General features: G+C 65.7%; 29 protein-coding genes, 1 tRNA gene and 1 pseudogene. 18 read left to right on the top strand and 13 right to left on the bottom strand.

Going from position 1 to position 25,526, the window contains the following annotated elements; genetic code table 11:
• The first annotated feature begins 24 nt into the window (after positions 1–24).
• The gene (locus HALKA_RS22075; RefSeq protein ID WP_245545437.1) at positions 25–657 is read left to right on the top strand and encodes a sensor histidine kinase; all 633 of its coding nucleotides are present in this window, start codon (positions 25–27) and stop codon (positions 655–657) included.
• A gap of 401 nt (positions 658–1,058) precedes the next feature.
• Here the strand turns inward: HALKA_RS22075 and HALKA_RS21540 are convergent, their stop codons facing one another.
• The 9 genes from HALKA_RS21540 to HALKA_RS0118325 form a co-directional block, all read right to left on the bottom strand.
• Positions 1,059–1,211: a C2H2-type zinc finger protein gene (locus HALKA_RS21540; protein ID WP_018259355.1), complete on the bottom strand. Its 153-nt coding sequence runs from the start codon at positions 1,209–1,211 to the stop codon at positions 1,059–1,061.
• A 536-nt stretch (positions 1,212–1,747) separates the two neighbouring features.
• Positions 1,748–3,652, bottom strand: a complete 1,905-nt coding sequence (locus tag HALKA_RS0118285) for a DUF7845 domain-containing protein (RefSeq protein ID WP_018259356.1) — start codon at positions 3,650–3,652, stop codon at positions 1,748–1,750.
• Positions 3,649–3,924, bottom strand: coding sequence for a hypothetical protein (locus HALKA_RS0118290; RefSeq protein ID WP_018259357.1), 276 nt, complete (start codon positions 3,922–3,924; stop codon positions 3,649–3,651). The genes HALKA_RS0118285 and HALKA_RS0118290 overlap by 4 nt, the downstream gene beginning before the upstream one ends.
• Positions 3,921–4,439, bottom strand: a complete 519-nt coding sequence (locus HALKA_RS0118295) for a hypothetical protein (RefSeq protein ID WP_018259358.1) — start codon at positions 4,437–4,439, stop codon at positions 3,921–3,923. The genes HALKA_RS0118290 and HALKA_RS0118295 overlap by 4 nt, the downstream gene beginning before the upstream one ends.
• Before the next feature lie 2 nt (positions 4,440–4,441).
• Positions 4,442–4,921 carry a PD-(D/E)XK family putative nuclease gene (locus HALKA_RS0118300; RefSeq protein ID WP_018259359.1) on the bottom strand — a complete coding sequence of 160 codons (480 nt, stop codon included), beginning with the start codon at positions 4,919–4,921 and terminating at the stop codon, positions 4,442–4,444.
• Positions 4,918–5,244 (bottom strand): hypothetical protein, encoded by a 327-nt coding sequence (locus HALKA_RS0118305; protein WP_018259360.1) that lies wholly within the window; start codon positions 5,242–5,244, stop codon positions 4,918–4,920. Before HALKA_RS0118305 ends, HALKA_RS0118300 begins: the two co-directional genes overlap by 4 nt.
• Positions 5,244–6,230, bottom strand: a complete 987-nt coding sequence (locus HALKA_RS21225) for a hypothetical protein (protein ID WP_155119465.1) — start codon at positions 6,228–6,230, stop codon at positions 5,244–5,246. Before HALKA_RS21225 ends, HALKA_RS0118305 begins: the two co-directional genes overlap by 1 nt.
• On the bottom strand, positions 6,230–6,547 hold the full coding sequence (locus HALKA_RS0118320; protein ID WP_018259363.1) for a hypothetical protein: 318 nt from the start codon (positions 6,545–6,547) through the stop codon (positions 6,230–6,232). The genes HALKA_RS21225 and HALKA_RS0118320 overlap by 1 nt, the downstream gene beginning before the upstream one ends.
• Positions 6,548–6,780: 233 nt before the next feature.
• Positions 6,781–6,852: transfer RNA gene (locus HALKA_RS0118325), tRNA-Ala, on the bottom strand.
• Between the two features lie 178 nt (positions 6,853–7,030).
• On the opposite strand from HALKA_RS0118325, the gene HALKA_RS0118330 reads away from it, so the two are divergent.
• From HALKA_RS0118330 to HALKA_RS0118350, 5 genes are all read left to right on the top strand, one after another.
• On the top strand, positions 7,031–7,573 hold the full coding sequence (locus HALKA_RS0118330) for a DUF7287 family protein (RefSeq protein ID WP_026190417.1): 543 nt from the start codon (positions 7,031–7,033) through the stop codon (positions 7,571–7,573).
• Positions 7,574–7,650: 77 nt separating this feature from the next.
• Complete coding sequence (locus tag HALKA_RS0118335; protein ID WP_018259365.1) at positions 7,651–8,244, top strand: DUF7288 family protein; 594 nt, start codon at positions 7,651–7,653, stop codon at positions 8,242–8,244.
• Positions 8,232–9,227 carry a DUF7261 family protein gene (locus HALKA_RS0118340; RefSeq protein ID WP_018259366.1) on the top strand — a complete coding sequence of 332 codons (996 nt, stop codon included), beginning with the start codon at positions 8,232–8,234 and terminating at the stop codon, positions 9,225–9,227. The genes HALKA_RS0118335 and HALKA_RS0118340 overlap by 13 nt, the downstream gene beginning before the upstream one ends.
• Positions 9,224–9,667 (top strand): DUF7266 family protein, encoded by a 444-nt coding sequence (locus tag HALKA_RS0118345; protein WP_018259367.1) that lies wholly within the window; start codon positions 9,224–9,226, stop codon positions 9,665–9,667. Before HALKA_RS0118340 ends, HALKA_RS0118345 begins: the two co-directional genes overlap by 4 nt.
• Entirely contained in the window at positions 9,660–10,412 is a 753-nt protein-coding gene (locus HALKA_RS0118350) for a DUF7289 family protein (protein WP_018259368.1), read from the top strand. The genes HALKA_RS0118345 and HALKA_RS0118350 overlap by 8 nt, the downstream gene beginning before the upstream one ends.
• A gap of 89 nt (positions 10,413–10,501) precedes the next feature.
• Here HALKA_RS0118350 and HALKA_RS0118355 read toward each other — a convergent pair whose 3' ends face one another.
• A complete protein-coding gene (locus HALKA_RS0118355; RefSeq protein ID WP_018259369.1) occupies positions 10,502–12,244 on the bottom strand; it encodes a DUF7289 family protein in 1,743 nt (580 codons plus the stop codon).
• A gap of 317 nt (positions 12,245–12,561) precedes the next feature.
• Between HALKA_RS0118355 and HALKA_RS0118360 the strand changes: the two genes are divergently transcribed.
• The 5 genes from HALKA_RS0118360 (at position 12,562) to HALKA_RS0118380 (ending at position 16,215) form a co-directional block, all read left to right on the top strand.
• On the top strand, positions 12,562–13,026 hold the full coding sequence (locus HALKA_RS0118360; RefSeq protein WP_015763089.1) for a 30S ribosomal protein S15: 465 nt from the start codon (positions 12,562–12,564) through the stop codon (positions 13,024–13,026).
• 3 nt (positions 13,027–13,029) lie between these two features.
• Positions 13,030–14,130, top strand: a complete 1,101-nt coding sequence (locus HALKA_RS0118365) for a hypothetical protein (RefSeq protein WP_018259371.1) — start codon at positions 13,030–13,032, stop codon at positions 14,128–14,130.
• A complete protein-coding gene (locus HALKA_RS0118370) occupies positions 14,127–14,363 on the top strand; it encodes a KEOPS complex subunit Pcc1 (protein WP_018259372.1) in 237 nt (78 codons plus the stop codon). Before HALKA_RS0118365 ends, HALKA_RS0118370 begins: the two co-directional genes overlap by 4 nt.
• Positions 14,360–14,980 (top strand): 30S ribosomal protein S3ae, encoded by a 621-nt coding sequence (locus HALKA_RS0118375; protein ID WP_026190419.1) that lies wholly within the window; start codon positions 14,360–14,362, stop codon positions 14,978–14,980. The genes HALKA_RS0118370 and HALKA_RS0118375 overlap by 4 nt, the downstream gene beginning before the upstream one ends.
• 101 nt (positions 14,981–15,081) lie before the next feature.
• Positions 15,082–16,215, top strand: a complete 1,134-nt coding sequence (locus HALKA_RS0118380; RefSeq protein ID WP_018259374.1) for a GNAT family N-acetyltransferase — start codon at positions 15,082–15,084, stop codon at positions 16,213–16,215.
• A gap of 62 nt (positions 16,216–16,277) precedes the next feature.
• Here the strand turns inward: HALKA_RS0118380 and HALKA_RS0118385 are convergent, their stop codons facing one another.
• Positions 16,278–16,691 carry a plastocyanin/azurin family copper-binding protein gene (locus tag HALKA_RS0118385; protein ID WP_018259375.1) on the bottom strand — a complete coding sequence of 138 codons (414 nt, stop codon included), beginning with the start codon at positions 16,689–16,691 and terminating at the stop codon, positions 16,278–16,280.
• A gap of 91 nt (positions 16,692–16,782) precedes the next feature.
• Here HALKA_RS0118385 and mvaD point away from each other — a divergent pair, with 91 nt between their 5' ends.
• The 7 genes and pseudogenes from mvaD to HALKA_RS19860 all read left to right on the top strand — a co-directional run bounded on the left by mvaD (position 16,783) and on the right by HALKA_RS19860 (position 23,601).
• On the top strand, positions 16,783–17,754 hold the full coding sequence (gene mvaD / locus HALKA_RS0118390) for a phosphomevalonate decarboxylase MvaD (RefSeq protein WP_018259376.1): 972 nt from the start codon (positions 16,783–16,785) through the stop codon (positions 17,752–17,754).
• Between the two features lie 66 nt (positions 17,755–17,820).
• Positions 17,821–18,645 carry a YqcI/YcgG family protein gene (locus HALKA_RS0118395; RefSeq protein WP_018259377.1) on the top strand — a complete coding sequence of 275 codons (825 nt, stop codon included), beginning with the start codon at positions 17,821–17,823 and terminating at the stop codon, positions 18,643–18,645.
• A gap of 4 nt (positions 18,646–18,649) precedes the next feature.
• Positions 18,650–19,198 (top strand): cysteine hydrolase family protein, encoded by a 549-nt coding sequence (locus HALKA_RS0118400; RefSeq protein WP_018259378.1) that lies wholly within the window; start codon positions 18,650–18,652, stop codon positions 19,196–19,198.
• A gap of 58 nt (positions 19,199–19,256) precedes the next feature.
• Positions 19,257–19,988, top strand: coding sequence for a GNAT family N-acetyltransferase (locus HALKA_RS0118405; protein ID WP_018259379.1), 732 nt, complete (start codon positions 19,257–19,259; stop codon positions 19,986–19,988).
• Between the two features lie 35 nt (positions 19,989–20,023).
• Complete coding sequence (locus HALKA_RS19855; RefSeq protein WP_018259380.1) at positions 20,024–21,244, top strand: NAD(P)/FAD-dependent oxidoreductase; 1,221 nt, start codon at positions 20,024–20,026, stop codon at positions 21,242–21,244.
• A gap of 47 nt (positions 21,245–21,291) precedes the next feature.
• Positions 21,292–22,359: an mRNA surveillance protein pelota gene (locus HALKA_RS0118415; protein ID WP_018259381.1), complete on the top strand. Its 1,068-nt coding sequence runs from the start codon at positions 21,292–21,294 to the stop codon at positions 22,357–22,359.
• Positions 22,360–22,446: 87 nt separating this feature from the next.
• Positions 22,447–23,601, top strand: a pseudogene (locus HALKA_RS19860) (sensor histidine kinase).
• 120 nt (positions 23,602–23,721) lie between these two features.
• Here the strand turns inward: HALKA_RS19860 and HALKA_RS0118425 are convergent.
• Together HALKA_RS0118425 and HALKA_RS0118430 are read right to left on the bottom strand one after the other, a co-directional pair.
• Positions 23,722–24,492: an MBL fold metallo-hydrolase gene (locus HALKA_RS0118425; protein WP_018259384.1), complete on the bottom strand. Its 771-nt coding sequence runs from the start codon at positions 24,490–24,492 to the stop codon at positions 23,722–23,724.
• 179 nt (positions 24,493–24,671) lie between these two features.
• Complete coding sequence (locus tag HALKA_RS0118430; protein ID WP_018259385.1) at positions 24,672–25,523, bottom strand: ArsR/SmtB family transcription factor; 852 nt, start codon at positions 25,521–25,523, stop codon at positions 24,672–24,674.
• Positions 25,524–25,526 lie beyond the last annotated feature (3 nt).

Below are 25,526 nucleotides of genomic sequence, written 5' to 3' on the forward strand. Positions count from 1 at the left end.
TTACGGAACGAGGCGACAGTGCTCATGGGCCAAAGTGGACGCATTCGGACGAACGCTGAGACGGCGTCAGTTCGTGAGGCTGCCGATTCAATTCACTCAGCGGCAGAAAACATCGGCTCGATCGTTGAATCTGTCAAACAAATAGAAGATGCTGTGGATCAGAAGGGATCACCCAGTGCACCCCAAAATGCGACTAAGATACTACGAGATGTCTCCGCTGCGGTTAGCAGCGACTGTCCTAAAGCAAATATTTCTATTAACGCACAGGATGAATTGCAGATTCCAGCTGATGAGGCGCTTACTTATGCTCTCAGACACGCCCTTGAGAACGCCATCACGCACAGCTCTGAGACCGAGCCAACTATAAGAATCTTTGCTGAAGCACTGCCGGACTCTGACCGAATCAAAATTTCTATCAGGGATAACAACCCGCCGATCCCGAAATGCGAAATCGATTCAATTCGCGATCACGAGAGCATTACAGCGACATCACATGGGACCGGTGTCGGACTTTTTATTATAAAATGGTGCGTTGAGTCTCTAGGTGGTGAAATCGAAATTAACCGAGTACAGCCACGTGGAAACGAGGTGCTGATTTATTTTCCCACCATGCGACCAGCTGCCGTCTCTTTGGGGAGCGGTTGTGACGCCTATTAATTGAACTCCAGACGATTATAAATAAGCCGGCTTATCCTATTCTATACATGCCGACTGATGAGCTTCCTGTATCTATTGGTTATGACTGTGCCTACTAAGTCACCTCATCGTGTGAGACACGCGGTCACAGTCTCACAGATGTAGCCCGAGAACTCCAATATCTCGACTACTTTTTTGCATCGATCTACTGGCTAGTGTTCACGGGGCAGACACACACTTGTTCCAGTTTCTACCGTCAACCCGCAACGTCGATACTTAATCAGAACCGGTTTGTGCGACACACGCTGTGGGCCTTGCAATAGACGTGTAATAAACGAGGATGACTGTTTCACTGAGTTCGGTAAGGGGCAACTCAGTATCGCAATCGAGGGTGCGGCTGTACGGTTACAGGGAAGTAGCGATCAGTGACTCTCGTGGACATGCTCGCGCAGCGAGTCGGCCTCTTCGAACTCCTCGTCACAGGCAGCACATCGGTTGTGGTGCAAGGCGACGTGCTGGGTCACACCGGCGGCGCTCTGGAACTGTGCATCGCAGTTGGTGCATGCGTAAGACATTGCAGTAACAACTCAACCTCACATATACAAGTATTTTATTAAAAGCGAAGGTGGATCAGTTGCTTCAGAATATTAATACAGGCTCAGTAGTTCACAAAGCCGCTCAGTTAGAACGTCTGCTTGCTGAAGATGTGTCTAAAACCAAGCAAGCAGACAATGAGAGCTGCGCTTCAGATATTATCTAAAACTGGAAGGAATCCCGGTGGTCAGTTCGCACACGCACTTACCGAATTGCCCACTTCGGTTTCAAACAACTTTCTGAATGAAAAATTGCCCACCAACTACTGCTAACTTCTTTGGTTTCGAGTGCTTCTTGTGCTTCGTGCGGTAGCGGTGCGGCGGCTGAGTTTTTTCGCTGATGTGCCCTTATGCACACGCTAAGTGGGGTTTGCCCACCTGCCGGGAATGACCCGAAGCACCCACGGTCACGTAGCTGTCTGAAACACGACAAGATTGGTGGTGGGGCCGGCTGGCACGCGGGATCACTTATAAAGATTAGAGGGGAACGGTAGCGTTGCCACTCAACTGTCGGGCGACTACCCGATATCTCCGACCCGCTCGCCCCAGATCACGACCTTGTTGCCGCGGATCACGCCGGCCTCACGCTCGATGACTCCCTTCTCTCGGTGGTTGACGGTGACCGTCGCGTCGAGGAACTGATCGGAGATCCGGTGTCCCGTCTGACGGGCGGCAACGTAGCCCGAGCGAAGGATCTGCTGAATCTCGTAGCGGCTGTAGGAGCCGGCGTTCAGCGTGATCTCGAGGCCGTCGCGGTCGCCCGAGACGGAGGCACCGTAGCGACGAGCCCACTTCGCGAACGCGGAGTCCGCGGCGAGGAGATCGTCACCCTCCTGGACGGCTTCGATACCGTTCTCAACCCACTCGGCGGCGTCGGCCAGCATCCCGAACAGGTCCTCGAACTTCTCGCGCATGAATTCGTCGGCGAAGTCGATCACACCGTTGGCAGTCTGGAGGACATCGTCGAACGTCTCGACAGCGCGGTAGACCGTCGACGAGGAAGTGTCGGTCTCGTCGACGAGACGCTCGTAGTGCATCTGGCCGCCGTCCGCCAGCGCCCGGATCACGGAGCGCTCGCCACTGGAGACATCGTCGGCAGCGAAGTGGTGCAGCGCGAGACCTTCCTCGACCTCGCGCAGCTCGTGGAGCGGGTCGGGATAGAGGCTGAGGTCGCGATCGGTCTCCTCGACGTCCCAGTAGGCATCGTCGACGTAGACGTTGTCATCAGCGACGGTCGGCAGGCCGGCCCAGTCCAGCGTCGTGATGAGGTACTCGTCAAGCTCCTGGTGGAGATCATCGACGTCGAACTCGTCGTCGGCCTCCCACGGGATCGAGGACTCGTCGCTGTACTTCGTCGAGAACTGCACCTCGATCTTCGGATCCGTCGTCGGATCACTGGGCCGGCGGTTCTGTGTCGGGTTCTTGCGACGGTAGCTCTTGAGCAGCTTCCCGACGGTCTGATCGGGCAGGAGCTTCGAGAGGCCGGTCGGGTTCATCGCGACGGCATGTCGATGGCCGAAGACCTCCTCGTTGTCCCACTTGTACTCGCCGGAGCCACCGCGCTGACTGGCGAACGTAGCCAGTCGCTCGAGGAGCCCTGTCTGTGCGACGACCTGCTGTTCGACGAGATCGCGGACGGCCCGAACGTAGAGCGCGTAGTTGTAGACGCGCGACCACTCGTGCAGGTGCTCGCGAGCGAAGTAGTAGGGCTGGATGCCCATCGCGTCAACGAGACCCTTGACCACGTCGATCAGCTGGTCGCGAGGGACGTTCGCGCTGTCGACCTGGACACGAACGCCCTCGGGAAGATCGTCGGGCAGACTCTGGATCGGGTCGCCACTGTCGACGTGGGTCGCGTTCGGCAACGACGGGCGGATCTGGACGTTGACGCGCTTCCGACCGACAGCGTCGGTCGCAACGAGTCCAACGTTGTACTCGTAGTAGGCGTCGCCGCTGTCCTGGTCGCGGGTCGCGATCGAGCCCTGCCAGTACTTGACCTTCTCTTCGTCGTGGTTGAGCCGCCACTCGTCACCGGCGGCCTCGAAGGTCCCGATATCGTCGCCCTGTGAGATCTGCGCGCCGTTCTCACCCTCGTAGGTGTCCTGCAGACAGCGGTCGAACTCGGAGACGAACGCGAAGTACGGACTCATTCCGTGCCGTCGATTGGCGAACAGGAGCTTCGCGCCGATCTCGTGGATACCGGGATCGATCGTCGCGCCACACTCGAGGTCACACCGGCGAGCGGCTTCCCAGCGAGCCCGTTCAGCACACTCGTGGCTAGACTCGCCACCCGTTCCCTCGTAGGTGTCCTGACACCAGCGACAGGCGGCGTTGTCGACCTCGGCGGGCTCGATCGTCGGGGACGCGAATGGCTGCTCGATCTCGTATCCACCGTTCAGAAGAGGATCCTCGTAGTTTGTCACTGCTGGTCACCCCCGCGAACGGCTGCCAGCGCCCCACGAAGGCGGGGCTTGCACGTGCCGTCGGCGTCGATGACGGTGACGATCGACCCGTCGATCTGGACCAGAACGGTCTCGCTGGCAGCGTGGTACCGGACTTCGTCGGCCGTGAGGCCGTGGGGGACGGTGATCGGCTTGCCCTCGTGCCAGGCCGTCCGGGGACCGCCGACACCGGAGCGATCGGCCCGTTCGGCCCACCGCTCGTGGGCGTGGTCGGTGATGGGGACGGGTTTCACGCCTCGTCACCTCCGTCGGCCGCGACAGCGCCAGTCTCGGCGCTCTCGCCGACGCTGTCGGATTGTTCGAAGAGATATGGGTATCGCTCCGGAAGTGAGCCGAACGCGCGCTCAGCGGTGAAGGTCGCGCGATCAGCAGCCTCGTCGACATCATCGCGATCGGGAAACTCCGTCTCGACCGGCGCAAGGTCACGATCGTCGTCGCGCTCCTCGAGGCGATCGGGACGCTCGCCGTGGAGTTCGATCCACTCCTCTCGCTGGTCGAGACGCTGCATGATCTTCGCTCGCGGCTCCCGATCGTACTCGTCTGCGAGAGCACGTTCGACGGCCTTCCAGGCACGGATGCGCTCGATCGAGTCGATGCCGTCGATGAGACCGAGCACGATGTTGCGACGACTGGGGTCGCGGACGAACTCCCAGTCGAGCCACCGCGCTGGATCTTCGCCGATATCCTGCTGGATGCGCTCGAAACACCGGCGCTGACGCTGGGAACCGCCCTGATTCGCGGACGGCATGGTCAGCGATCGACCTCCGCGGCGTCGAAGACGCTGCCCCAGCTGATCTGTGCGTAGTCCGACCGGGTGCCGCTGGAGTCGATCCAGCTGTGGATCACGTCGTCGACGGTCGTCGCCGGGACGATCTTGAGCGCGACCGGCGGCCGATCGGGCAGGTCTCGACAGACTGCGAAGAGGTAGACGCCACCGATCTCCAGGAGCGCCTCGTGCTGACTCCGACGGATCTTGAAGCGGCCGCGGCGACCGTCGGCGTAGGTGACGATGGTGCTCTTGATCTCGACGACCGTGCCACGCTCCAGGACACACAGCCCGACGAATGGAATCTCGATCGTCGGTGAGAGTGCTGTCGTCGCGACGGCGTCGTAGTGTTCCTCGACCTCGTCAGGGACGAGCTGGAGGGCAGGGACGTGATCAGCCGTGATGACGATCTCGACGCTGATCCCGGCCTTCTTGTTCGGCGCGAGTGAGGCGTCGAGACTCACTGCGATCTCTCCTGTTCAGTATCCGTGACCGATAGAACGGTTTTTTCAGCCGACGCCTCGCGGATTAAGCGGACATTCGACCCGACAATGAATCCGGTCTTACTATGAGAGATTCTCTCGGCGTCCTCGTGTGAGAGGTAAAATACGTCACCGGCGTCCTCGCGGCGGTCGTGTTCCTCCCACTTCCGGCGGTTCGCTTCGCGGACGAGTGTAACACTCGCGGCGTGGTCAAACTCGAACGTAGCGGCCTCATCGTCGGCCATAATTCGCGTCAGGTCTTCTTTTGAGAGGGGGACAACCCGCTCAGTACCGTCCGACGACATCACGCACCACCTCCTACAAACCCGTCGAGAGTGGCGTCTTCCCAGTTCGACGGATTGCACTCCTCGTGAAGCCACCCATTCGGAGACTGGTCGGCAGATGTCGCGTCAAGAGGACGTCCACAACGGGCACACTCGCGTTCAGCCCACGGTTTCACATCAAACCCGAAGCCTGTGACCTCGATCTGAAGGCCGGTGACCGGATCTTCTCCGTGCGGCTCGCGCTGACTTGGCAGCGGTTCGGCATCGACGAGCTCAAGCGACTTGCTATCCGCCTGGCGTCCAACGCTCTCACGACACCGCTCTGGGATCTCGCCGCGGTTCGGAATAGCGAGGCGATGTCCCTCGTTCCCAAACCCATCATGATACGACGAACAGAGGCGTGCGATGCCGAAGTCCGTCATTACGTAGAACGTGAGACACGGCCGGGGGTCCTCCTCAGCATTTACGTCGATACAGCCCTCAAACTGCCCGTCATAGATACGGAGCGCAGTCGATTCGTCGACATTGTCGAGAGTCAGACTCTCAGTCTCGCCCGAGGACTGACCGCCGTCGGCGACGATCGGGTCAGCGTCGTAACGGTCTTGGAGGATGTCGCGATACCGCTGGCGATTGTCGTCATCCTCGACGGGATCGGCGTCGGCAGGATCAACAGCGACGACGCTCGCGAAGTCCCGCTCGGGCGTCGCCCGACCGTCATCGAGGACGGCGTCCCAATCGCGGACGAACGCTGCTGAGCCGTCACGGGAAACGTAGCAGGCCTGAACGACAGGCCGATCTCGATGCGGGCCGTCGACGGGCTCGCCCGCGCCGTCGACTGTCCACTGCAGTTCGACACCGAGTTTCACCTGGACGGCGTAGAACTGCTCTTCGCCCTCGTCGGCGACCTCGTGACGGCCGTTGTCGGCCCACGATTCGGGGATCTGATACCGGCGCTCTTCCTGAAAGCGCCACTCGCGATCGCTACCGCTTGAGGACGTGGCCGCCATCAGGCGTCACCTCCTGCGATACGGCGAGCCTCTTCGATCGTCGTGACATCCTCGCGTTGGAGGATGTAGGTTCGACTGTCGTGTTCGCAACTCTGGCCGGACGGTGTCTCGGCTTCGCCGCCCTGGTCGATCGACCGGTGCAACCGGGTTCCACCACGGCCGTAAACGTAGTGCGTGACGCAGTCGTGAATCTCGCCGTCGGGGAAACAGAGTGGACAGAGATCCCGTTGATGGCGTCGAGACGTGTCGAGCGGTGCGGTCCGCCAGTCGGCGACGTGGTAGCAGGCGGACTCGGCGGCAGGCTCCTCGTCGCTCACGCGCGACACCCCCCGTTCGGCAGGGCCGGGCAACTCGTGTGTTCGTCTACGAACGATCCACAGAAACGGCAGACTTCCCTCTCAGAAACCGCCGGACGGCGGGACCCGCGTTTGGATTCCTTAGCATCTCTCGTTTCTGAGGGATCGGTCGAGAACCCAAATCGCTGCGCTAAGGAACTGAGACCACTGAGAATTGCGTTCGGGGTGCCATCGCCACCCCGATTAATTACAGATGGACTCGCCGGGATTTGAACCCGGGGCCTTCCCCGTGCCAGGGGGATGATCTACCACTGATCTACGAGCCCTCGCATCGTTTCGTACCGTGTGCGTTTTCTTAAACCCATCGAAGGGATCGGACCGTGGGTCACGGTGTCGTCCGCCGTCGTCGAGCACGTCGTGTCGACTGATGTATAGTTCGGCCACAATAAATAAGGCGGGCAACAGCCTCCCTCCACCAGAGTCAGCGCGGTTTCGGGTCACAGTATGCGGGGTTACACACGCGGACAGACGACGTTGGATTTCGCGTTCGGTATGAGTCTCTTCCTCGCCGTCGTGCTGTTCGTCTTCCTGTTCGTGCCCGGCGTGGTCGAGCCGTTCACCGCGGGGGCACAGGAGGAGACCGTCGCCGTCGACAGGGCAGCAGACGATCTCTCGCGGGCGACGCTGGGCAGCGCCGAGCGTCCGAAGGTCCTGAACGGCACGTGTACGGCGGTGTTTTTCGACAATCGCTCTGCGAGTGGCTGTCACTTCGCGGGCGAGACGACGAACGAGCGGCTGGGGCTGGACAGCCGCCAGCGGGTCAACGTCACGGTGACGCGAAACGGGACGACGGCCCGGGAGGGGGCGAGTCCGCTGTGCTGGGACGCGGACACCGCGTCGCTGCGGGACCGGAGCGACTGCGAGAGTGGCGACGTGTCTCTCCGGGCGGGCGAACCGACGACGGCCGACGTGGACGAGTCGGTGACCGCGCGTCGAGTGGTGTCGCTGAATCACGAGGTCGTCACGCTGGAGGTCGTACTGTGGTGATACTGCCGGCTGTCCGTCTGTACAGAATATTGCGGTCCCGTGGTCGCGAATATCGTGACACAGGTACAGCCGGTAGTATGAGTCCGGAACGCGGGCAGGCCCACACGCTCGAAGCGGTGATCGCGGGGCTGTTGCTGTTGAGCAGCGTCGTCTTCGCGATGCAGATGACGGCAGTGACGCCGCTGTCGGCCAGCACCTCGAGCCAGCACATCGAGAACCAGCAGCGTTCGGTCGCGCAGGGCGTGCTCGCGACGGCGGCCGACCGGGGCGCGCTCTCGACGAGCGTCCGGTACTGGAACGACACCGACGGTCGGTTCCACGGCACGCCCGACATCGGGTTCTACACGAACGAGCCGCCGGACACGACCTTCGGGCAGATCCTGGAACGGACGCTCGACGAGCGCAGTATCTCCTACAACGTCTACCTCCGGTACCGCAGGCCGAGCGGCGGAATCGCCACCCGGCGGATGATTTACCGGGGTCGGCCGAGCGACAACGCGGTGTCGGCCGCACGGACCGTGACACTCGGGCCGGACGATCCGCTGATGCGACCGGACGAGACCGCGAACGAGTCGGTGACGGTCGGTTCGGCGAGTCGCTATCCCGTCCAGCGGGTCGGCACCTCGGTGTACAACGTGGTCCGCGTGGAGGTGGTCGCGTGGCGGATCTGAGCCGCCTGGATCGCCGCTGTCGCTCGCTGGGCGACGACCGCGCACAGGTCATTCTGGTGGCGGCCTTCGTGATGGCGGTCACGTTCGTCATGCTGGCGCTGGTCGTCAACTCGGCGATCTTCACGGAGAACCTCGCCAGCCGCGGCGAAACGGCTGGCAGCGACGACGCGTTGCTGGTGCGCCAGTCGATCGAGCAGTCGACCGGCCACGCGATCGAGTACGCGAACACGCACAACGCCAGCGACACGACGACGCTGGCGACAAGCCTCGACGAGAGCGTCGGGACGCTCTCGGCGCTGTCGGGAGCGCATCACGCCTCGGGCGGGAAGGTGGTCAGCGTAGCGGGGCCGACCGACATCGAGAACGGGACTAGAGTCAGGGACGACGCCCCCGGCGGCTCCTCGTTCGAAAACGCGAGCGAGGGCAACGCGACGAGTGTCGACTGGCGCGTCGCCCACGGCGTCGCGGAGACGCGTGCCTACAGGATGAACGTGAGCGGCGTCAACCGGACGGGCAACTTCGGCGGTCCGGCCGACCAGTTCCGGGTGCGGATCGAGGACGGCGCGGGCGCGACCTGGATCATGAACGTCACCCACGACACTGCCGACGGGACCTACAAGATCGGCGTCGAGGACGGTGCCGGACGACAGGGCGTCTGTGCGGTCGACGACGGGGTCGACTACTTCCACGTCGATCTGACGGCGGGGCTCGTCGACGGGGCACCGTGTCCGGCGCTGTCGTTCGGCGAGGGCGTGTCGGAACCCTACGAGATCGCCTACGAGGAGGGCGACAAGGTGACCGGCAACTACTCGCTGGTCGTCGGCGACGACGCCACCAGCAACGGGAACCTGCCGTCGTCGTCGACCGGAGACGATCCGTACGCGACGCCCGCCATCTACGCCGCGAACGTCACGTACCGCTACGACGGGGCGAAGCTGCGCTACGAGACGACGATCCGGGTCGCGCCGGGTGAGCCGACGTGAACGATCGCGCCGTCTCCTCGACGTTCAGCTACGTGCTCAGCCTCGCGATCGCGACCATGCTGGTGACGGGGCTGCTCGTCGCGTCCGGCAGCTTCGTCGAGGACCGCCAGCGCCAGGTCGTCAGATCCGAACTCCAGGTGATCGGCCAGCAGGTGTCGGCGGACATCGCACGCGCGGACAGGCTCGTCAGAGCCAGTGACGATCCGGCCGGTGCGACGGTGCGGATCGAACAGCAGTTCCCCGCCCGAATCACGGGCACGACCTACCGGCTCGAACTCGTGGCGACGCCGTCACCGACGATCCGCCTGCGGTCGAGCAGTCCCGAGGTCCGTGTCACGGTGGGCGTCCAGAACAGGACGGCACTCAGCAACTCGTCGGCCGACGGCGGAACGGTCGTCGTCGGCTACGACGGCAGCGCCCTGGGGGTGCGCAATGACTGATCGCGCGGTCAGTGAGGTGCTCGGGTTCGCCCTCGTGTTCGGAATGGTCGTCGCCTCGGTCGCGATCATCTCGGTCAGCGGACTGGGGACGCTCCAGGACGTGCGGGACGCCGAGCAGACGAACAACGCACAGCGGGCCTTCGACGTGCTGGCGGACAACATGGCCGACATCCATCAGCGGGGGGCCCCGAGCCGAGCGACCGAGGTCAGCCTCGGTAGCGCACAGTTGTACACGGGCGAGAACGTGACGATCAACGTGACCGCAATCGACCGCGACACCGCCGACGGGAACGAGAGCGTCGAGCGATCGGTCAGGCCGATCGTCTACGAGAGCGACGGAGCGCAACGGCTCGTCTACGAGGGTGGCGCGGTGTTTCAGGTCTCCCGTGATGGCGGATTTCACACCGTCGAACCGCCGCTGGTGGCCCGAGACGGCCGTGTGCTCGTCCCGATCGTCCAGACGCGGACCGAGCGCGTCCGGAGCGTCGGCGGGTCGACCGTCCTGGTACGCGCGAACCAGCAGTCCTCGGCCGTCGCCGTCTCCGGTGGACAGTTCGAGAACGTCAGCGTGACCGTCACGTCGCCGCGGTGGGAGCTCTGGCAGCGAGCCTTCGAGCAGACAGCTCTCTCGGAGTGTGCGCCCGATCCGGACGCGGCCAGCGTGACGTGCTACCTGGAGCCGGGGGCGTCGCCGGATCGACTGTACGTTCCCGTCCACGAGATCGATCTGACGATCGAGCTGTGACGGCCGAGGAGTCGCACTGTCGGCTGTGTGCGTGACCGATGTCGCCACCCCGGGCAGCGAATATCGTCACGAAGGGACAGCCGACAGTGTCAGTCGCGAGCTTCGATCTCGATCTCCGAGACGTGGAGGTAGGTCAGTCGGACGATGTTCTCGGCCGGCGGGACGGCGTTGACCCGCTTCAGCGACCGGTCGTAGTGGACCTGTCCGCCGTTGTCAATCGTGACGCTCCCGGTGACGACACCGCCGTAGAGGCTCCCCTTCTCGACCGTGAACGAGCTACTGCCGAGCGTGCCGCCAGGTGCGAAGACGACGCCCTCGAACAGGTGGGTGTCACTGGAGGTCCCGTCGATCCGTCCCTGGAAGTCCTCGCGGCCGTAGAGCCAGAACTGGGAGGCGTTCTGCCCCTCGTCGATGTCGATCTGGCCGCCGCTTCCCTCGATCGAGAAGTGGTGGTCCGACGCCGTCGTCGTCTGTCCGTCGACGTACAGGCGGACCGTCCCGTTTCCGACGACGTGGATTCGGCCGTCGTTCTTCAGCTGGACGTAGTCACGGACCGCGAGACTGATCGTCCCGTCGGTCCCGGTGTCCAGCGTCAGCGTCTCGCCGTCGAGAACGAGTCGATCGAGGTGGTACTCGCCGGTCGAGAGCGTCTGGTCGCCGTCGCTCAGCGTCGTCCCCGTGATCGCGCCCGTGTCGCCGTTGTCGTTGTCCCCGGTCGCGTTCTCGTACCGTCGCTCGATGACGGCGTCGATCGGACCGATCCCGTCGACGCCCGAGAGCTGTTCGATCGAGCCGTCGACGCCGCCGCTGCCGGTGACCTTGATGTCGTCGGTGTAACCGGCGTCTCGGGTCACCACACCGCTCCCTTTGACGGTCACCTTGCCCCCCGACGCCAGCGAGCCGTTGACCTGGCTGTTGCCCTTGACCGTCACGTCGCCGGCCGTCCGGATCGACCCGTTGTGCGTCTTCGTGTCGGCGTACAGCCCGGTCCCTTTCGAGGAGTTGTAGCTGTCGGTCCGGGTCTGATCGCCGCTCCCGGCCAGTACGATCTCGCCGCCCGCTGACGTGGCCGCGACGGCGTTCGTGACGGTCTGTGGCCCGGCCGGGACGACGAGTGTCACCGTCGCCGTCTCGTTCGCGTGATCGAGCGTGGCCTCGCCGTCCGTACGCTCTTCGAAGAATCGGCCCCACGCCCGGTAGTACTCACTCCTGACGGTCACGTTGACGCGGCCGCCGTCGAGCGGGTTCACCCACTGTTCGTCGGCCGAGGCGTTCGGAAAGTGCTGCGTCGAGCGACCGCCCGGTCGAACCGCGATCCGGCCGTCGAGCGACTCGTCGCCGGAGACGGTCACCAGCGGGAGCGTCAGCGTCGCGTCCCGGTAGTGAAACTCCGGCGGCGAGACCATCAGCGAGCCGCCGCCACCGTCCGTCTTCCAGACGCCGCCTCCCTGGTACGCGACCGAGCGGCCGTCGTTCTCGTAGGCGATCGAGCCGAGCGTCGCGTTCATCACCGTCTTCGTGGAGTCGTTGGACGTGTTCGTCACCGCGACGGTCATCCGCCCCGCGTCGTCCCGGAGCCGATAGGCGGCCCCGTCCGTCCTCGACAGCGAGAGCTCCTGTCCGCCGGCACTCCCCAGCGCGACCATCGCGACGGTCGAGTCCAGTTGTGTCAGGCCCTTCTCGGCGCGCTCGACGCCCATCGTCTCTCGGGTGTCAGACAGCGACTGGGCACCCAGCGTCACGACGGTCAGCGAGCCGGCGACGACCATCGAGACGAGGAGGATCACGGCGATCGGCGACGACTGCCCGCGCCGGCCGAGGCCCCGGTACATACCGCCACGGACGCGACTGAGGGGAATAAGGCGCGCGACCGTTCGAACCGTTTAGCACCGTTCAAACGGTTATCGCCGGTGATATTCGAGAGGGGAAATCGGTCGGGCCGGCCCGTCACCGTTCACGGACAGCCACCGGCCGCAGTAGAAACGGTTTTACGCGCCGAGTGGGGAGAGTACGTCGGGAACAGCACGACCGCAAATCTGACCCGCCACGCGGTTGCGTGGCTTCGAGATTGCGGCCGTGTCCGGTGTTTCGACACCACACGCTCGCGCTGCGAGTAGCACGTAGCGGTCTGTGCCGTTCCAACCTAACAATGGCACGAATGCACACACGACGCCGCGGCTCGTCCGACTCGGACAAGCCCGTGGCAGACGAACCGCCGGAGTGGAGCGACGTAGACGAAGACGCGATCGAGGAGCGAGTCGTCGAGCTCGCAGAGCAGGGCCACTCGCCCAGCGAGATCGGCCTCAAGCTCCGCGACGAGGGCGTCCAGGGGACGCCGATCCCGGACGTCTCGCTCGCGACGGGCAAGAAGGTCACCGAGATCCTCGAAGAGAACGACGCGACCGCCGAACTGCCCGAAGACCTCCGGAACCTGATGAAGAAGGCCGTCCGCCTGCGAGAGCACATGGACGAAAATCCGGGCGACCACCAGAACAAGCGCGCGCTCCAGAACAACCAGTCGAAGATCCGCCGCCTCGTCGACTACTACCGCGGCGACGAGATCGACGCGGACTTCACCTACAGCTACGAGCGAGCGAAGCAACTGATCGAGTAATCGATGTCCACAGCCGGTCGCGATCAGGCGTCCGCCACGCCGCCCAGTGACCTCGCCGGCACGCTCGACGGGGCCGACTTCGTTCGGCTCGTCGCGCGCGCCGACGGGGACGGGCTGGCAGCCACGGGACTTCTCGCACGCGCTCTCGCGGCGCGCGAGACGCCATTCCAGGCGTCGGTCGCGCGAACGGGCGAGGCGGGAGCCCGGACGACGGACGCCGACGTCACGGTCAGCGTCGGTGCCGAGAGCGTCGACGCGACCGCGACACTCGCGGACGAGCCACTGAGCACCGCGGCCGTCGAGACGGTGCGGGCGCTTGGCACCGAGCCCGATCTGGCGCTCGCGCTGGCCGGCACGACCGTCGCCGACGGCGACTCCGACGAGGCCACGCTGGCCGAGGCCGCCGGGTTCGAGCGCCGCCCCGGCGTCGCCGTCCCGGTGAGCGAGTACGTCGACGGGCTCGCACACTCGACGCTGTTGCACGCGCCCTTTTCGGGCGAGCGCGCGGCCGTCGAGGACGCGATCGAGGCGCTGGGCTCCGACGACGACACGGACCGACACCGTCGCGTCGCCTCGCTGGTCGCGCTGGCGATCGCGGGCGACGAGACCGCCACCGATCGAGCCACCGAGGCGATCCAGCGGGCGCTGCGCCCCTACGTCGGCGGCCCGTTCGAGACGATCGGCGGCTACGGCGACGTGCTGGACGCCGTCGCACGCGAACGGCCCGGACTCGGCGTCGCGCTCGCGCTCGGCCACGACGGCGTGCGCGAGCAGGCACTCGACGTCTGGCGCACGCACGCCAGCAGAGCCCACACCGGAATCCGGACCGCGTCGACCCAGCGGTACGACGGCCTGTTCGTCGTCCGTGGCGACGCGATGCCCGTCGAGACGGTCGCCAGACTCGTCGCGCGGTTTCGCTCGCCCGAGCCGGTGACGCTGGTCGTCGCTGGCGACAGGGCCGCGGTTCGCGGGACCGACGACCGATCCGTCGCGCCCGCGCTCGACGCCGCGACGACCGCCGTCGGCGGAACGGCGACCCGCACGAACGCGCGGTTCGAGGGCGACACCGACGACCTCGTCGAGCGGGTCCGGGAGGCACTATGAGAGAAGCGACGATCCGGACGGCCCACGGCGACGACGCCGCGGCCGAGCGGATCGCCAGCGCGCTCCGCCCGGACAACACCGACGAGATGGCCACGCGCGTCGACGGCGACGAGATCGTGACGACGATCGACCGCGAGACGACCGGCGGACTCCACTCGACAGTCGACGACTACGTCGTCAACCTCCGCGTCGCAGCACAGCTTGCCGACCAACACACAACACACACATCATGAGCGAACGATCCGTATCCCGACAGAAGCAAGAAAAGCGGTGGTACACCGTGCTCGCTCCCGAGCAGTTCGACCGGGAGGAACTCGGTGAGACCACGGCAGACGAGGCAGAGAAGGTGCTCGGACGCACCATCCAGACAACGCTTGGCGATCTGAAAGACGACGCCAGCGAGAACAACACGAAGCTGACCTTCAAGATCAACGAGGTCGCCTCCGACTCCGCGTACACGGAGTTCATCAAGCACGAGCTGACCCGCGACTACCTGCGGTCGCTCGTCCGCCGGGGCTCCTCGAAGGTCGAGGCCTTCATCACCGTGCTGACGACGGACGACTACCGCGTCCAGATCCAGCCGGTCGCGCTGACGACCAAGAAGGCCGACGCCTCCCAGGAGAAGGCGATCCGCCGACAGATGATCGACATCGTCGAGGAGACGGCCGAGGACCGCAGCTTCGAGCAGCTCGTCGACTCCATCGTCGAGGGGCGGCTCTCCTCTGCACTGTACAGCGAGTGCAAGGACATCTACCCGCTTCGCCGGGTCGAGATCCAGAAGACCACGATGGAAGCCCGTCCCGAGGAAGTCGCAGCCGAAGAAGAGACCTCGGTCGACGTCGAGGAGTAGCTGCGCTTTCGCCGCGTTTTTTCGACGCCACGCCCGTAGCGGCCGGCTAATCGCCGGTAGACGGAGCCCAACGAAGGGGGCGTCGGCAGAACGACGCCCCAATGAGTCACCTCGAACAGCGGCCGTCGAGCTACGAGTATCGGGCCGTCGAGTCGACCGACGTACAGGGGTTTCTCGACCTCCACGAGACGGTCTGGGGACACGAGCGGCGGGCGGCGTGGTTCCGCTGGCGGTTCGGAGAGAACCCGTACGTCGACGAGATTCCGATGGTCGTCGCCGAGTGCGACGGGAAGGTCGTCGGTGCCGAGCCCTGTCTGGCGTTCAGAGTGCGACTCGGCAAGGAGACGGTGCTGGCCTTCCAGCCGGCCGACTGGGTCGTCCACCCCGACCACCGCGAGCGCGGGGTCTTCACCGGGATGACCGAACGGTTGCTCGAACAGTACAGCGACGGCCCCGCGAAACTGTACTTCAACTTCCCGACGGCCGCCCTCGTTCCGGGCCTGGAGTCGTTCGACTGGACGCTCAGGGACGGGCCGCGAACGCACTACCGGGTCCAGAACCCCCAGCGGCTCGTCCGTCACGGGTCGAGTTCCAAGCGGGAGTTCCGATCGATCGCGTCCCGACACCTCGGCCGGCTGGCGACGCCCCTGGCCCGGGGCTATCTCTCCGTTCGGGACCGACTCCGCCGCGACGGGGCGGCGATTGCCGTCGAGCGACACCACGGCGTCCCCGCCGACCTGCTCGCCGGACTGAGCGACGGCGAGGGACGGGACGCCGTCCACGTGGTCCGAGACGCCGACTACTACCGGTGGCGCTTCGCGAACCCTCGCTGGGAGACGACGACGTACGTCGCCCGGCGCGACGAGAGAGCCGTGGCAGCCTGCGTCATCTGTCGAGAGCAACGCGGCGACATCCGGACAACCGCCGTCCTCGATACGGTGCCACGCGGTGACGGAGTCGCGCCGGCGGCCTTCGAGGCGCTGCTGACGCCGATCGTCGCCGACGCGGCCGACTCGGACGTCGTCAAGGTCGGCGAGGGGCCGATCCCGCCGTCCGTCCTCGACGCGTTCGGCTTCCGGGCGAGTGACGCGTTCCCGCTGTCGATGCTCTCGGACCGGTCTGTCCTCGCGGTGCGTCCGGCACACCGCTCGGAGGACGGGACGGTCGACGTTGCTGGCGTCGATCCGACCGAGCGAGAGTGGGAGCTGGCGCTCGCGGATCGAGACGTTGCCTGATACCGACAGTGGCGGTTGTCGGGGGAGCAGGACACGGGGTCGCGGAATCCGTCACGGACGAGCTACTCGACGACGACCGTCCCGATCATTCCCCCGCGCTCGTGTGGGATACAGAAGTAGCGGTGCTGGCCGGCGACCTCGAAGGTGTGGCTGTACGTGTCCCCCTGGTACAGCGAGCCGTCTGTCGCGTTCGTCCACCCGTCGCGGGCGGACGGTTCGTCGTCGAACCCGCCGGAGGCGAAGTAGTCTGCCCCGTCCGGGATGCCGTCCTCGTAGGCAGTCACGGAGTGGGCGTGAGAGCTCGTGTTTCGCCAGACGACGGTGTCGCCGGCGGCGACGGTGATCTCGGCGGGATCGAACGCGTTGCTCGTCATCCCGACGTCGTAGTCTCCCGACTCGGCGAGGCCGCCGAGACACCCCGCCAGTCCGACCACACTCGCTCCGGCGACCGTTCGCAGGTAGGCGCGACGCTCCATAGCTCACGTCGGGACTGGACGATCAAAGACGGCTCGGTTCCGGACGGCCTCGGTTCGGAACTGCAAAGTGGAGTCGCCGGGAGGCTCAGGTATGAAAGCGACCGCGAAGGCACACCCGATCCAGGGGATCGTCAAGTATCACGGGATGCGCGACGAGGAACTGCGCTTGCCCTACCACGACAGCATCAGCGTCTGTACGGCACCGAGCCACTCGAAGACGACCGCGGCGTTCGATCCCGACCTCGACGCCGACGAGTACGTCATCGACGGCGAGCCGGTCGAGGGTCGCGGGGCCGAGCGCATCGCGGCCGTCGTCGACCACGTCCGCGAGCTGGCGGGGATCGACCACCGCGTGCGCTTCGAGTCGGAGAACTCCTTCCCGACGAACATCGGCTTCGGTTCCTCGGCCTCCGGGTTCGCGGCCGCGGCGATGGCGCTCGTCGAGGCGGCGGGCCTCGACATGACCCACCCCGAGATCTCGACGGTCGCACGCCGTGGCTCGTGCTCTGCCGCGCGGGCCGTGACGGGCGGGTTCTCCCACCTCAAGAACGGCATGAACGACGCGGACTGTCGCTCCGAGCGCATCGAGACCGAGCTGGAAGACGACCTCCGGGTCGTCGCCGGCATGGTCCCGTCCTACAAGGAGACGGAGGCGGCCCACGAGGAGGCCGCGGCGAGTCACATGTTCGAGAACCGGATGGCCCACATCCACGGCCAGATCGCCGCGGCGCGAGACGCCATCGCGGCGGGGGCGTTCGATCGGACCTTCGAACTGGCCGAGCACGACTCGCTGTCGCTGGCGGCCACGACGATGACCGGGCCGGCGGGCTGGGTGTACTGGCAGCCACGGACGATCGAGATCTTCAACGCCGTCCGCGAACTCCGTGAGGAGGGGGTCCCGGTCTACTTCTCGGTCGACACCGGCGCGAGCGTCTACGTCAACACCACGGCAGAGCACGTCGACCGCGTCGAGGAGACGGTGGCCGACTGCGGCGTCGACACCCGCGTCTGGGAGGTCGGCGGCCCCGCGCGGGTGCTCGACGACTCCGAGGCGCTGTTCTGAGCGGATTCCCAGCGTTCGACGCCGATACCGACGGATAAATGCAGCCAGAGCCACTACAGCGCGAATATGTCCGACCGGATCGTCGGCGAGCTTCAGGACCAGGCGACCGTCGAGGAACGTGTGGCATCGGGTGCGACCACCGACTGGATCGTCGACCACTGGACCACGTTCCGCGACGGCCTCCTCGGCGAGCGAAACGGCACGCCGTTCCCGTGCTTTTTCGGGGCCGAATCCGTGGCCAACGGAGATCCGCTGTACACAGCGGTCCCGTCGATGACCGACAAGGACGCGTTGCTGGATCTGGGCCGGACCCTCCTGCAGTATCTGGACACGTACCAGGAACACAGCGACCGCGCGTCGCTAGTCACGTTCTTCAAGCCGCCAGAGCGCGAACTCACGGAGGCCCAGTACCACGAAGCGCTGTGGAACATCTTGCAGTTCCTGCACGTCCACGATCCAGCACCCTGGCCCGAAGACATCCCGACAGAGCCAGACGATCCCCACTGGGAGTTTTCCTTCGGCGGCGAGCCGATCTTCCCGACCTGCCGAGCACCCTTCTACGAGGATCGGAAGAGCCGGTACTGCCCCGTGGGGCTGGAGATCACCTTCCAGCCGCGGGCGCTCTTCGAGGACATGGGCGTGACCGCCGATACCGAGGCCGGCGAACACGCCCGGGAGATCATCCAGGACCGACTCGAAGGGTACGACGGCGTCTGTCCGCACGCGGACCTCGGAGACTGGGGCGTCGAAGGAGATCGAGAGTGGCCACAGTACATGCTCTCGGAGGACGACCGACAGGCACCCAGCGAGTGCCCGATCTCGACCACCCGCGAGCACCCCAAGTCGACGCGGCTGCTTGACGCCCGCGAGAGCGTGGGCTACCCTAACTGAGACCATGTCGGGAACACCGGTACTGGTACTGGTCGACTTTCAGCGAGGGTTCGACGAACCCGGCTGGGGAACGCGCAACAACCCCGACGCCGAGGCGAACGCGGCGCGACTCCTCTCGGCGTGGCGAGAGCACGACCGTCCGATCGTCCACGTCCGCCACGACTCGACGGAGCCCGACTCGCCGCTGCGGGCGGGCGAGCCCGGTTTCGACTACAAGCCCGAACTCGCCCCCGTCGACGGTGAGCCGGCGTTCCGAAAGCGGGTCAACGGTGCGTTCGTCGACACCGGCCTGGGGGCGTGGCTCCGCGAACGAGGCCACGAGTCGATCGTCGTCTGTGGGCTGACGACCGATCACTGCGTGTCGACGACCGTCCGGATGGGCGAGAACCGAGGCTTCGAGACGTTCGTCGCGGCAGACGCGACGGCGACGTTCGACCGAACGCTCGACGGCGAACGGTTCGAAGCGCCCCTCGTTCACAGAACTGCGCTGGCACACCTCGACGGGGAATTCGCCACCGTCCTCTCGACGGCAGCGGCCGTCGACCGCTGGTGACGGCCGAGGTATGTGATACCATAGCAATCGTTAAGCGCCCGCTCCACCAAACGGGAGTATGGAGACAGTCGAGCGACCGACGTTCGAGTCTGACACCAGTCGCCGCATCTACGAGTACGTCGAGCGCCACGGCACCGCGAAGCGACACATTCTGCTGGAGCAAAGCGACGCGTCCGCCGAGGAGTTCGGCGACCGCCTCGACGAGCTGAAAGAGCGAGGGTATCTCAGCGAGGACGGCGGCACCATCCGCGTCGCGCTCGACGTCGGTGCCGTCGAGGCGTACGAGACCGGGGATCTGTCGGTGACGATCCGGCCGGCCCGTCACGAGGACTTCGACGGTCTCGTCCGGGCGATCCGGGACGTGACCGACGAGGAGACGTACGTCGTCGCCGAGACCGTCGCCGAGGAACTGCTCTACGAGGACACCATCAACCGCCACACGACCGTCGAGTCGCGCGTGTTCTTCGTCGCGGCGGTCGACGGCGAGGTCGTGGGCTGGACCCACCTCGACCTGCCACAGCTCGATTCGCTGGCCGGGACCGCCCAGCAGACCGTCGGCGTCACCACCGAGTATCGAGGCGAGGGAATCGGCAGCGAACTCCTTCGGCGGGGCCTCTCCTGGGCGGAGGCCAACGGCTACCGGAAGGTGTACAACAGCCTCCCGATGACGAACGACCGCGCGATCGAGTTCCTCACGGACCACGGGTGGAACACCGAAGCCATCCGCCGGAACCACTACACGATCGACGACGAGCAGGTCGACGAAGTGATGCTGTCGACGACGATGTAGCGAACGTTGATACGAGGGCGCGCCCAAGCGACGGTATGCGCGTCGCCGTCCTGGGTGCTGGCTACGCCGGCCTGACACTCGCTCGGAAGCTCGAATCGTCGCTGCCAGAATCGGCCGACCTCGTCGTCGTCGACGAGTCCGAGGACCACGTCGTCCAGCACGAACTCCACCGCGTCGTCCGCCGGCCCGCAGTCGAGGACGAAATCTCGATCCCGCTGACGGATCTCCTCGACTGCGAGGTCAGGCAGGCGGCGGTGACGAGCGTCGATCCCGAGGCGGGCGTCGCCCGGCTGGACGGCGCAGACGACCTCGACTACGACGTGGGCGCGATCTGTCTCGGAGCCGAGACGGCGTTCTACGACATCCCCGGACTGCGAGAACACGCGACGCCGCTGAAGCGACTCGAACACGCTCGCGAGATCCGCGAACGGTACCTGGACGTGCTCGACGAGGGCGGGCGCGTCGTCGTCGGCGGTGCCGGCCTCTCGGGAGTGCAGGTCGCTGGCGAACTCGCGGCGATGGCGCGGGAACGTGGGAACGAGACAGCCGGCGACGGGGGGACGGCCGGTGTGGACCACGACATCCTCCTGCTCGAACAGCTCGACAGCGTCGCGCCGAGCTTCCCCGAGGCGTTCCAGCGGGCCGTCGCCGACCAGCTCGGCCAGCGCGGCGTCGAGATCCGAACGGAGACGACCGTCGAAGCCGTCGACGGAGAGACGATCACGGTCGCCGACGGGGCAGACCTGTCGTACGACCAGCTCGTCTGGACGGGTGGACTACAGGGACCGTCGGCGCTGGACGACGAGCGTCCCGTCGTCAGGAGCGACCTGCGGCTCGCGGACGACACCTTCGCGGTCGGCGACGTGGCGCGAGTCGTCGACACGGACGGCGAGCCGGTCCCGGCGAGTGCGCAGGCGGCGATCCGAGAGGCCGGAGTCGCCGCGGAGAACGTCACGGCGCTGGTCGAGCATCGACTGGCCGGGGCCGCGGGCTTCGAGCCGCGGCTGGATCGATACACCTTCGACTCGCTGGGCTGGCTGGTCAGCGTCGGCGACGGCGCGGTCGCGCAGGTCGGCGACGGCGTCCTGACCGGCCAGGCGGCGCTCGCGCTCAAGACCTCCGTCGGCGCGGGCTATCTCGGCAGCGTCGGAGCCGTCGAGAACGCCGTCGAACTGGTCCAGTCGGAGCTCGGGCTGGCGGCCGACGGTGCCGACGACGACGCGAGCGATCCAGAGGCGGTCGACACGGAGCCCTGAATGCCGAAACCGGAGGGCACTTACCATCGACGGGCCGACTCGACGGTATGCGCATCGCCGATCGCCAGCAGGTCGAGGGCGGGCGCGAGCGGCTGACGCTCGTCCCCGAGACGCTGGACGACCTGTGGCACCTGACGTACGTGATCGAGCCGGGCGACCGCGTCGCGGGCGACACCACCCGGCGGATCCAGCGCGACGACGATCAGTTGCGCGACAAGGGCGGGGAGCGCGAGCCCATGTGGATCGCGGTCGAGGTCACCGACGTGGAGTTCGCGAAGTTCGCCAACCGGCTGCGCGTCGGCGGCACGATCGTCGACTGTTCGCGCGAGGACCAGCTCGACTTCCACCACACGTTCAACGTCGAGGAACACGACGAGATCGAGGTCGAGAAGGTCTGGAAGCCCGACCAGATCGACCGCGTCGAGGAGGCGACCGAGGCGACCGACCAGCCCGACGTGGCGATCGCCACCGTCGAGGAAGGGGAGGCACACGTCCACACCGTCGCCCAGTACGGCACCGAGTCGCGCGCGTCGATCACCTCGACGACGGGGAAAGGAGACTACGCTCGACCGAGAGCGGAGCTGTTCGCGGAACTGTCAGACGTGCTCCGGCGGATGGACGTGGACGCCTACATCCTCGCCGGCCCCGGCTTCACCAAGCAGGACGCGCTCAAGTACATCCAGGACGAGTACCCGGATCTGGCAGCGGAGATCACGACCGTCGACACCAGCGCCGTCGGCGACCGCGGCGTCCACGAGGTGCTCAAGCGCGGTGCGGTCGAAGACGTCCAGGAGCGGACCCGTATCGCGGAGGAAGCCGAGCTGATCGACGAGCTGATGGAACGCATCGCGACGGGCACGAAAGTCGCGTACGGTCCCGACGCGGTCGCCGAAGCCGCCGAGTTCGGCGCGATCGAGGAGCTGCTGGTGCTCGACGAGCGACTCCGCGAGGAGCGAGGCGAGGACAGCGAGTGGGACGTGGACGTCGACGAGATCGTCACCGCAGCCGAACAGAAAGGCGGCGACGTGACCGTCTTCTCCCACGAGTTCGACCCCGGCCAACAGCTCCACAATCTGGGCGGTGTGGCCGCGTTACTGCGGTATCGGCTGCAGTAGAGAGCGAACGGGGCGAAACGGTTTTCATTGGCGATATCTATCGTCAGGTACTGACAGTTCAGCTACCGACCGGAGCCAGTCACCAGCATGTCATTCGAAAACCAGACGGACTTCGCCAGGCAGGTCGCCGACCTCAACAAGTACGGACAGGCCCTAAATCGGTGCGAAAGCGTCGACGAGGTCGTTTCGATGACGCTGGAAGCGATGTCACTGCTGTTCGACGCCGCCGACAACACGTTCGTGGAAGTGCGAAACGACGACCTGCAGGTCGTCCACAGCACGAACCCCGCGTTGTCGGTCGGTGAAGCGCCGACGAGCGTGGCACGGCGGGCCTACGAGTCCAGAACGACCGAGACGGCCAGCGGTGCGGACGCTCGTGCCGCCACCGACACGGAGACGACCGCGGCACTGGCCGTCCCGGCGACGATCGTCGACGAGGTGACGGCGGTGCTCGTGATGCGCTCGACGAGCCGGTCCGAGTTCGACGACACCGTCGTGCGCCCGATGGAGATTCTGGCGTCTCACGCCGCGACGGCGATCAGCAACATCCGGTCGCGGGAGCGACTCGAACGGGCCAGACAGGACCTGTAGACGAAAAAGGAGATGGTCGAACTGTACGACCGCCTGTTGCGCCACGACCTGGGCAACGACCTGCAGGTGATCACCGGGTTCTCCGAGGTCCTCGCCGACGAAGCCGACGGCGAGACCGCTACCTACGCCGAGCGGATCAACGAGGCCGCACACAGCTCTGCCGACCTGATCCAGGGGGTCGGGAACCTCGTCTCGACGCTGGAAGAAGAAGAGGAGCCGGAACCGAGAAGCCTCGCGCCGATACTCGAACGGACCGTCAGTGAGGCCGAGACCGGCTACGACGAGCTGACCGTCGAGTTCGACAAGGCGGCCTTCGAGGAAACGGTGTACGCCGGGGATCTGCTCGAATCGGTGTTCACGAACGTCCTCACGAACGCCGTCGTCCACAACGAGGGAGCGGTCACGGTCCGGACGAGCGTCGAGACGGGCGTCGACGACGTGGTGGTCTGCTTCGCCGACGACGGAGCGGGTATCGATCCGTCGGTCCGCGACGAGCTGTTCGAGATGGGCGAGAAAGGCCCCGACAGCAGCGGCAGCGGGTTCGGCCTCGGCTTCGTCCGCGCCCTGACCGAGTCGTACGGCGGCGACGTGACCGTCGCCGAAAGCGATGCCGGCGGCGCGGAGTTCCGCGTTCGGCTCCAGCGTGCCTGATACGGATTATTGTAGCGATTTACCGGTGATCGTCGCCACGGAGTAGACGATCACCGGTACGCAACTACAATAAACCGTACGAGACGGCCGGTGTCGCGGTGCCGGGGAGACTCTCGCGGGTCAGGACTCTGTCGAATCGATCGTCACCGACAGCCCGTCGGCGGCAAAGCGAACGTCGCCGTCGTAGCTCGCCCCGATCGAGTCCAGCATCTCCTCGTGACGGCCCTCCGTGTGCGGGTAGAGGTGGGTGAGATACACGCGGCCGACGGCGGCCTCGGCGCGGTCCAGGGCCGTCCCGAGCTGGGCGGGCGTCGGGTGGTTAGACACGTCCACCTCGTCCGGGAACGAGCAGTCGTGGACGAGCACGGCCGCCCGATCCGCGAACTCGATCAGTTCCGTGAACGCCTCGGAGTCCCCGCTGTAGACCAGCGCCGGCTCCTCGCCCCCGGCCTGAAAGCGATAGGCGAAACACGACATCGAGTGGCGCGTCTCTATGGCCTCGATATCGAAGCCGGCGAGCGTGAACGGCTCATCGACGCCGACTTCGTCGATCGTGAGGTCGAGTCGGCCGTGCATGTAGCCGTGCAGATCGAGGAGCCCCTCGATCAGGTCACGGGTCCCCGGCGGACCGGCGATCGTCAGGTCGGTGTCGCCCGCGAGCCACCGCGCCTTCATGAACACGTCGAGGTCGGAGACGTGATCGAGGTGGTGGTGAGTGAGCAAGACGGTGTCGACGCCCTCGTAGCCAACGTCGGTGCGTTCGAGCGCGTGAAGGACGCCGCTGCCACAGTCGACGAGCAGCCGGTCGGAGCCGTCTTCGAGCAACAGTCCGGACTGGAAGCGGGTGCCCGTCGGCATCGCGCTGCCGGTTCCGAGAAAGGTCAGGCGCATGTCTGATCGCTCGGGGTGGAGGGCCTAAGCGATTTGGATGGGGTCAGCGGGACTGTCTGTCGGGGTGGGCAGGCGGCGGCCATCGGCGAGGGCGGCGGGTGACGGGAACCGCCCGCCGACGGCGCAGATACGCCTACGAAGGATACCCATAAAGCCCCACCTGTGGCTCAAAATCCAGTTTAAGCGTTCCTCGTGTACGCCCACCAGACGCCGAGCACCGCGACGACCGTCATCCCGCCGAGGAAGAATGCCAGCCCCGGAGAGAGCTCCAGCCCGCCGCTTGCCGCCACATCGGTGGCCTGTGCAGTCGTTTCGAGCGACAGATCGACCGTCTCCTCCTCGGGGACCGGCGTGTCGGTCTCGGGTGGTGGCGTCGGCGTCGACGTGGCGCTGTCGGCGGGTGTCTCCGTCGCCTCCGCGATGCCGATGTCGCCGCCGTCGCTCGCCGTTTCGGTGGGCGTCGGCGTGTCCGCGGGCGCTTCCGTCGGTGTCTCGGTCGCGCCCGTCGTGTTCGTGACGCCGCCGGAGTCACTGCCACCCGCGCCGTCACCGCCCTCCGAGGACGGCCCGGCGGAGCTGAACCCGACCGAGAGCCCGTCGCCGAACAGCTGTTCGATGACCAGACTGCCGAGCGCGACGACGCCGACCACGGGTAGCAGGCGCTTGACCATCGTCGTCAGAGACCGCTTTCGCTCCTCGGTCCCGACGAACAGCACCGTCGGATCGTCCGGCGGCTGGTACACCGCCATCTCCTGGCCCTTCTCGGAGTACTGGGTGCCAGCGACGGCGATCAGGTCCTGGTCGTCGAGCTTCTCGATGTGATAGGAGACCTTCTGGATCGACATGTCCAGTCTGTCGGCGATCTCCGACGGCGTGCCCGGCTCGTCGTAGATCTCGTTGAGAATCGCGCGGGCGGTCTCGGAGTTGAGCGCGTCGAGTAGCGGGGCCACCTCGTCGTCGACGCCGACGACCTGGAGTTCCCCCTCCTGTGACGTACTCGTATCGGGGCCTCTGGAGGGCAGCAGCGACATATC

The sequence above is a fragment of the Halomicrobium katesii DSM 19301 genome (assembly GCF_000379085.1).
Taxonomy (GTDB): domain Archaea; phylum Halobacteriota; class Halobacteria; order Halobacteriales; family Haloarculaceae; genus Halomicrobium; species Halomicrobium katesii.

Bases quoted from the DNA above. Each gene is read 5' to 3' on its own strand.
- HALKA_RS22075 (WP_245545437.1), top strand. From the start codon at position 25: ATGGGCCAAAGTGGACGCATTCGGACGAACGCTGAGACGGCGTCAGTT.
- HALKA_RS21540 (WP_018259355.1), bottom strand. From the start codon at position 1,211: ATGTCTTACGCATGCACCAACTGCGATGCACAGTTCCAGAGCGCCGCC.
- HALKA_RS0118295 (WP_018259358.1), bottom strand. From the start codon at position 4,439: ATGCCGTCCGCGAATCAGGGCGGTTCCCAGCGTCAGCGCCGGTGTTTC.
- HALKA_RS0118305 (WP_018259360.1), bottom strand. From the start codon at position 5,244: ATGTCGTCGGACGGTACTGAGCGGGTTGTCCCCCTCTCAAAAGAAGAC.
- HALKA_RS21225 (WP_155119465.1), bottom strand. From the start codon at position 6,230: ATGGCGGCCACGTCCTCAAGCGGTAGCGATCGCGAGTGGCGCTTTCAG.
- HALKA_RS0118330 (WP_026190417.1), top strand. From the start codon at position 7,031: ATGCGGGGTTACACACGCGGACAGACGACGTTGGATTTCGCGTTCGGT.
- HALKA_RS0118335 (WP_018259365.1), top strand. From the start codon at position 7,651: ATGAGTCCGGAACGCGGGCAGGCCCACACGCTCGAAGCGGTGATCGCG.
- HALKA_RS0118350 (WP_018259368.1), top strand. From the start codon at position 9,660: ATGACTGATCGCGCGGTCAGTGAGGTGCTCGGGTTCGCCCTCGTGTTC.
- HALKA_RS0118355 (WP_018259369.1), bottom strand. From the start codon at position 12,244: ATGTACCGGGGCCTCGGCCGGCGCGGGCAGTCGTCGCCGATCGCCGTG.
- HALKA_RS0118360 (WP_015763089.1), top strand. From the start codon at position 12,562: ATGGCACGAATGCACACACGACGCCGCGGCTCGTCCGACTCGGACAAG.
- HALKA_RS0118365 (WP_018259371.1), top strand. From the start codon at position 13,030: ATGTCCACAGCCGGTCGCGATCAGGCGTCCGCCACGCCGCCCAGTGAC.
- HALKA_RS0118370 (WP_018259372.1), top strand. From the start codon at position 14,127: ATGAGAGAAGCGACGATCCGGACGGCCCACGGCGACGACGCCGCGGCC.
- HALKA_RS0118375 (WP_026190419.1), top strand. From the start codon at position 14,360: ATGAGCGAACGATCCGTATCCCGACAGAAGCAAGAAAAGCGGTGGTAC.
- HALKA_RS0118380 (WP_018259374.1), top strand. From the start codon at position 15,082: ATGAGTCACCTCGAACAGCGGCCGTCGAGCTACGAGTATCGGGCCGTC.
- HALKA_RS0118385 (WP_018259375.1), bottom strand. From the start codon at position 16,691: ATGGAGCGTCGCGCCTACCTGCGAACGGTCGCCGGAGCGAGTGTGGTC.
- mvaD (WP_018259376.1), top strand. From the start codon at position 16,783: ATGAAAGCGACCGCGAAGGCACACCCGATCCAGGGGATCGTCAAGTAT.
- HALKA_RS0118395 (WP_018259377.1), top strand. From the start codon at position 17,821: ATGTCCGACCGGATCGTCGGCGAGCTTCAGGACCAGGCGACCGTCGAG.
- HALKA_RS0118400 (WP_018259378.1), top strand. From the start codon at position 18,650: ATGTCGGGAACACCGGTACTGGTACTGGTCGACTTTCAGCGAGGGTTC.
- HALKA_RS0118405 (WP_018259379.1), top strand. From the start codon at position 19,257: ATGGAGACAGTCGAGCGACCGACGTTCGAGTCTGACACCAGTCGCCGC.
- HALKA_RS19855 (WP_018259380.1), top strand. From the start codon at position 20,024: ATGCGCGTCGCCGTCCTGGGTGCTGGCTACGCCGGCCTGACACTCGCT.
- HALKA_RS0118415 (WP_018259381.1), top strand. From the start codon at position 21,292: ATGCGCATCGCCGATCGCCAGCAGGTCGAGGGCGGGCGCGAGCGGCTG.
- HALKA_RS0118425 (WP_018259384.1), bottom strand. From the start codon at position 24,492: ATGCGCCTGACCTTTCTCGGAACCGGCAGCGCGATGCCGACGGGCACC.
- HALKA_RS0118430 (WP_018259385.1), bottom strand. From the start codon at position 25,523: ATGTCGCTGCTGCCCTCCAGAGGCCCCGATACGAGTACGTCACAGGAG.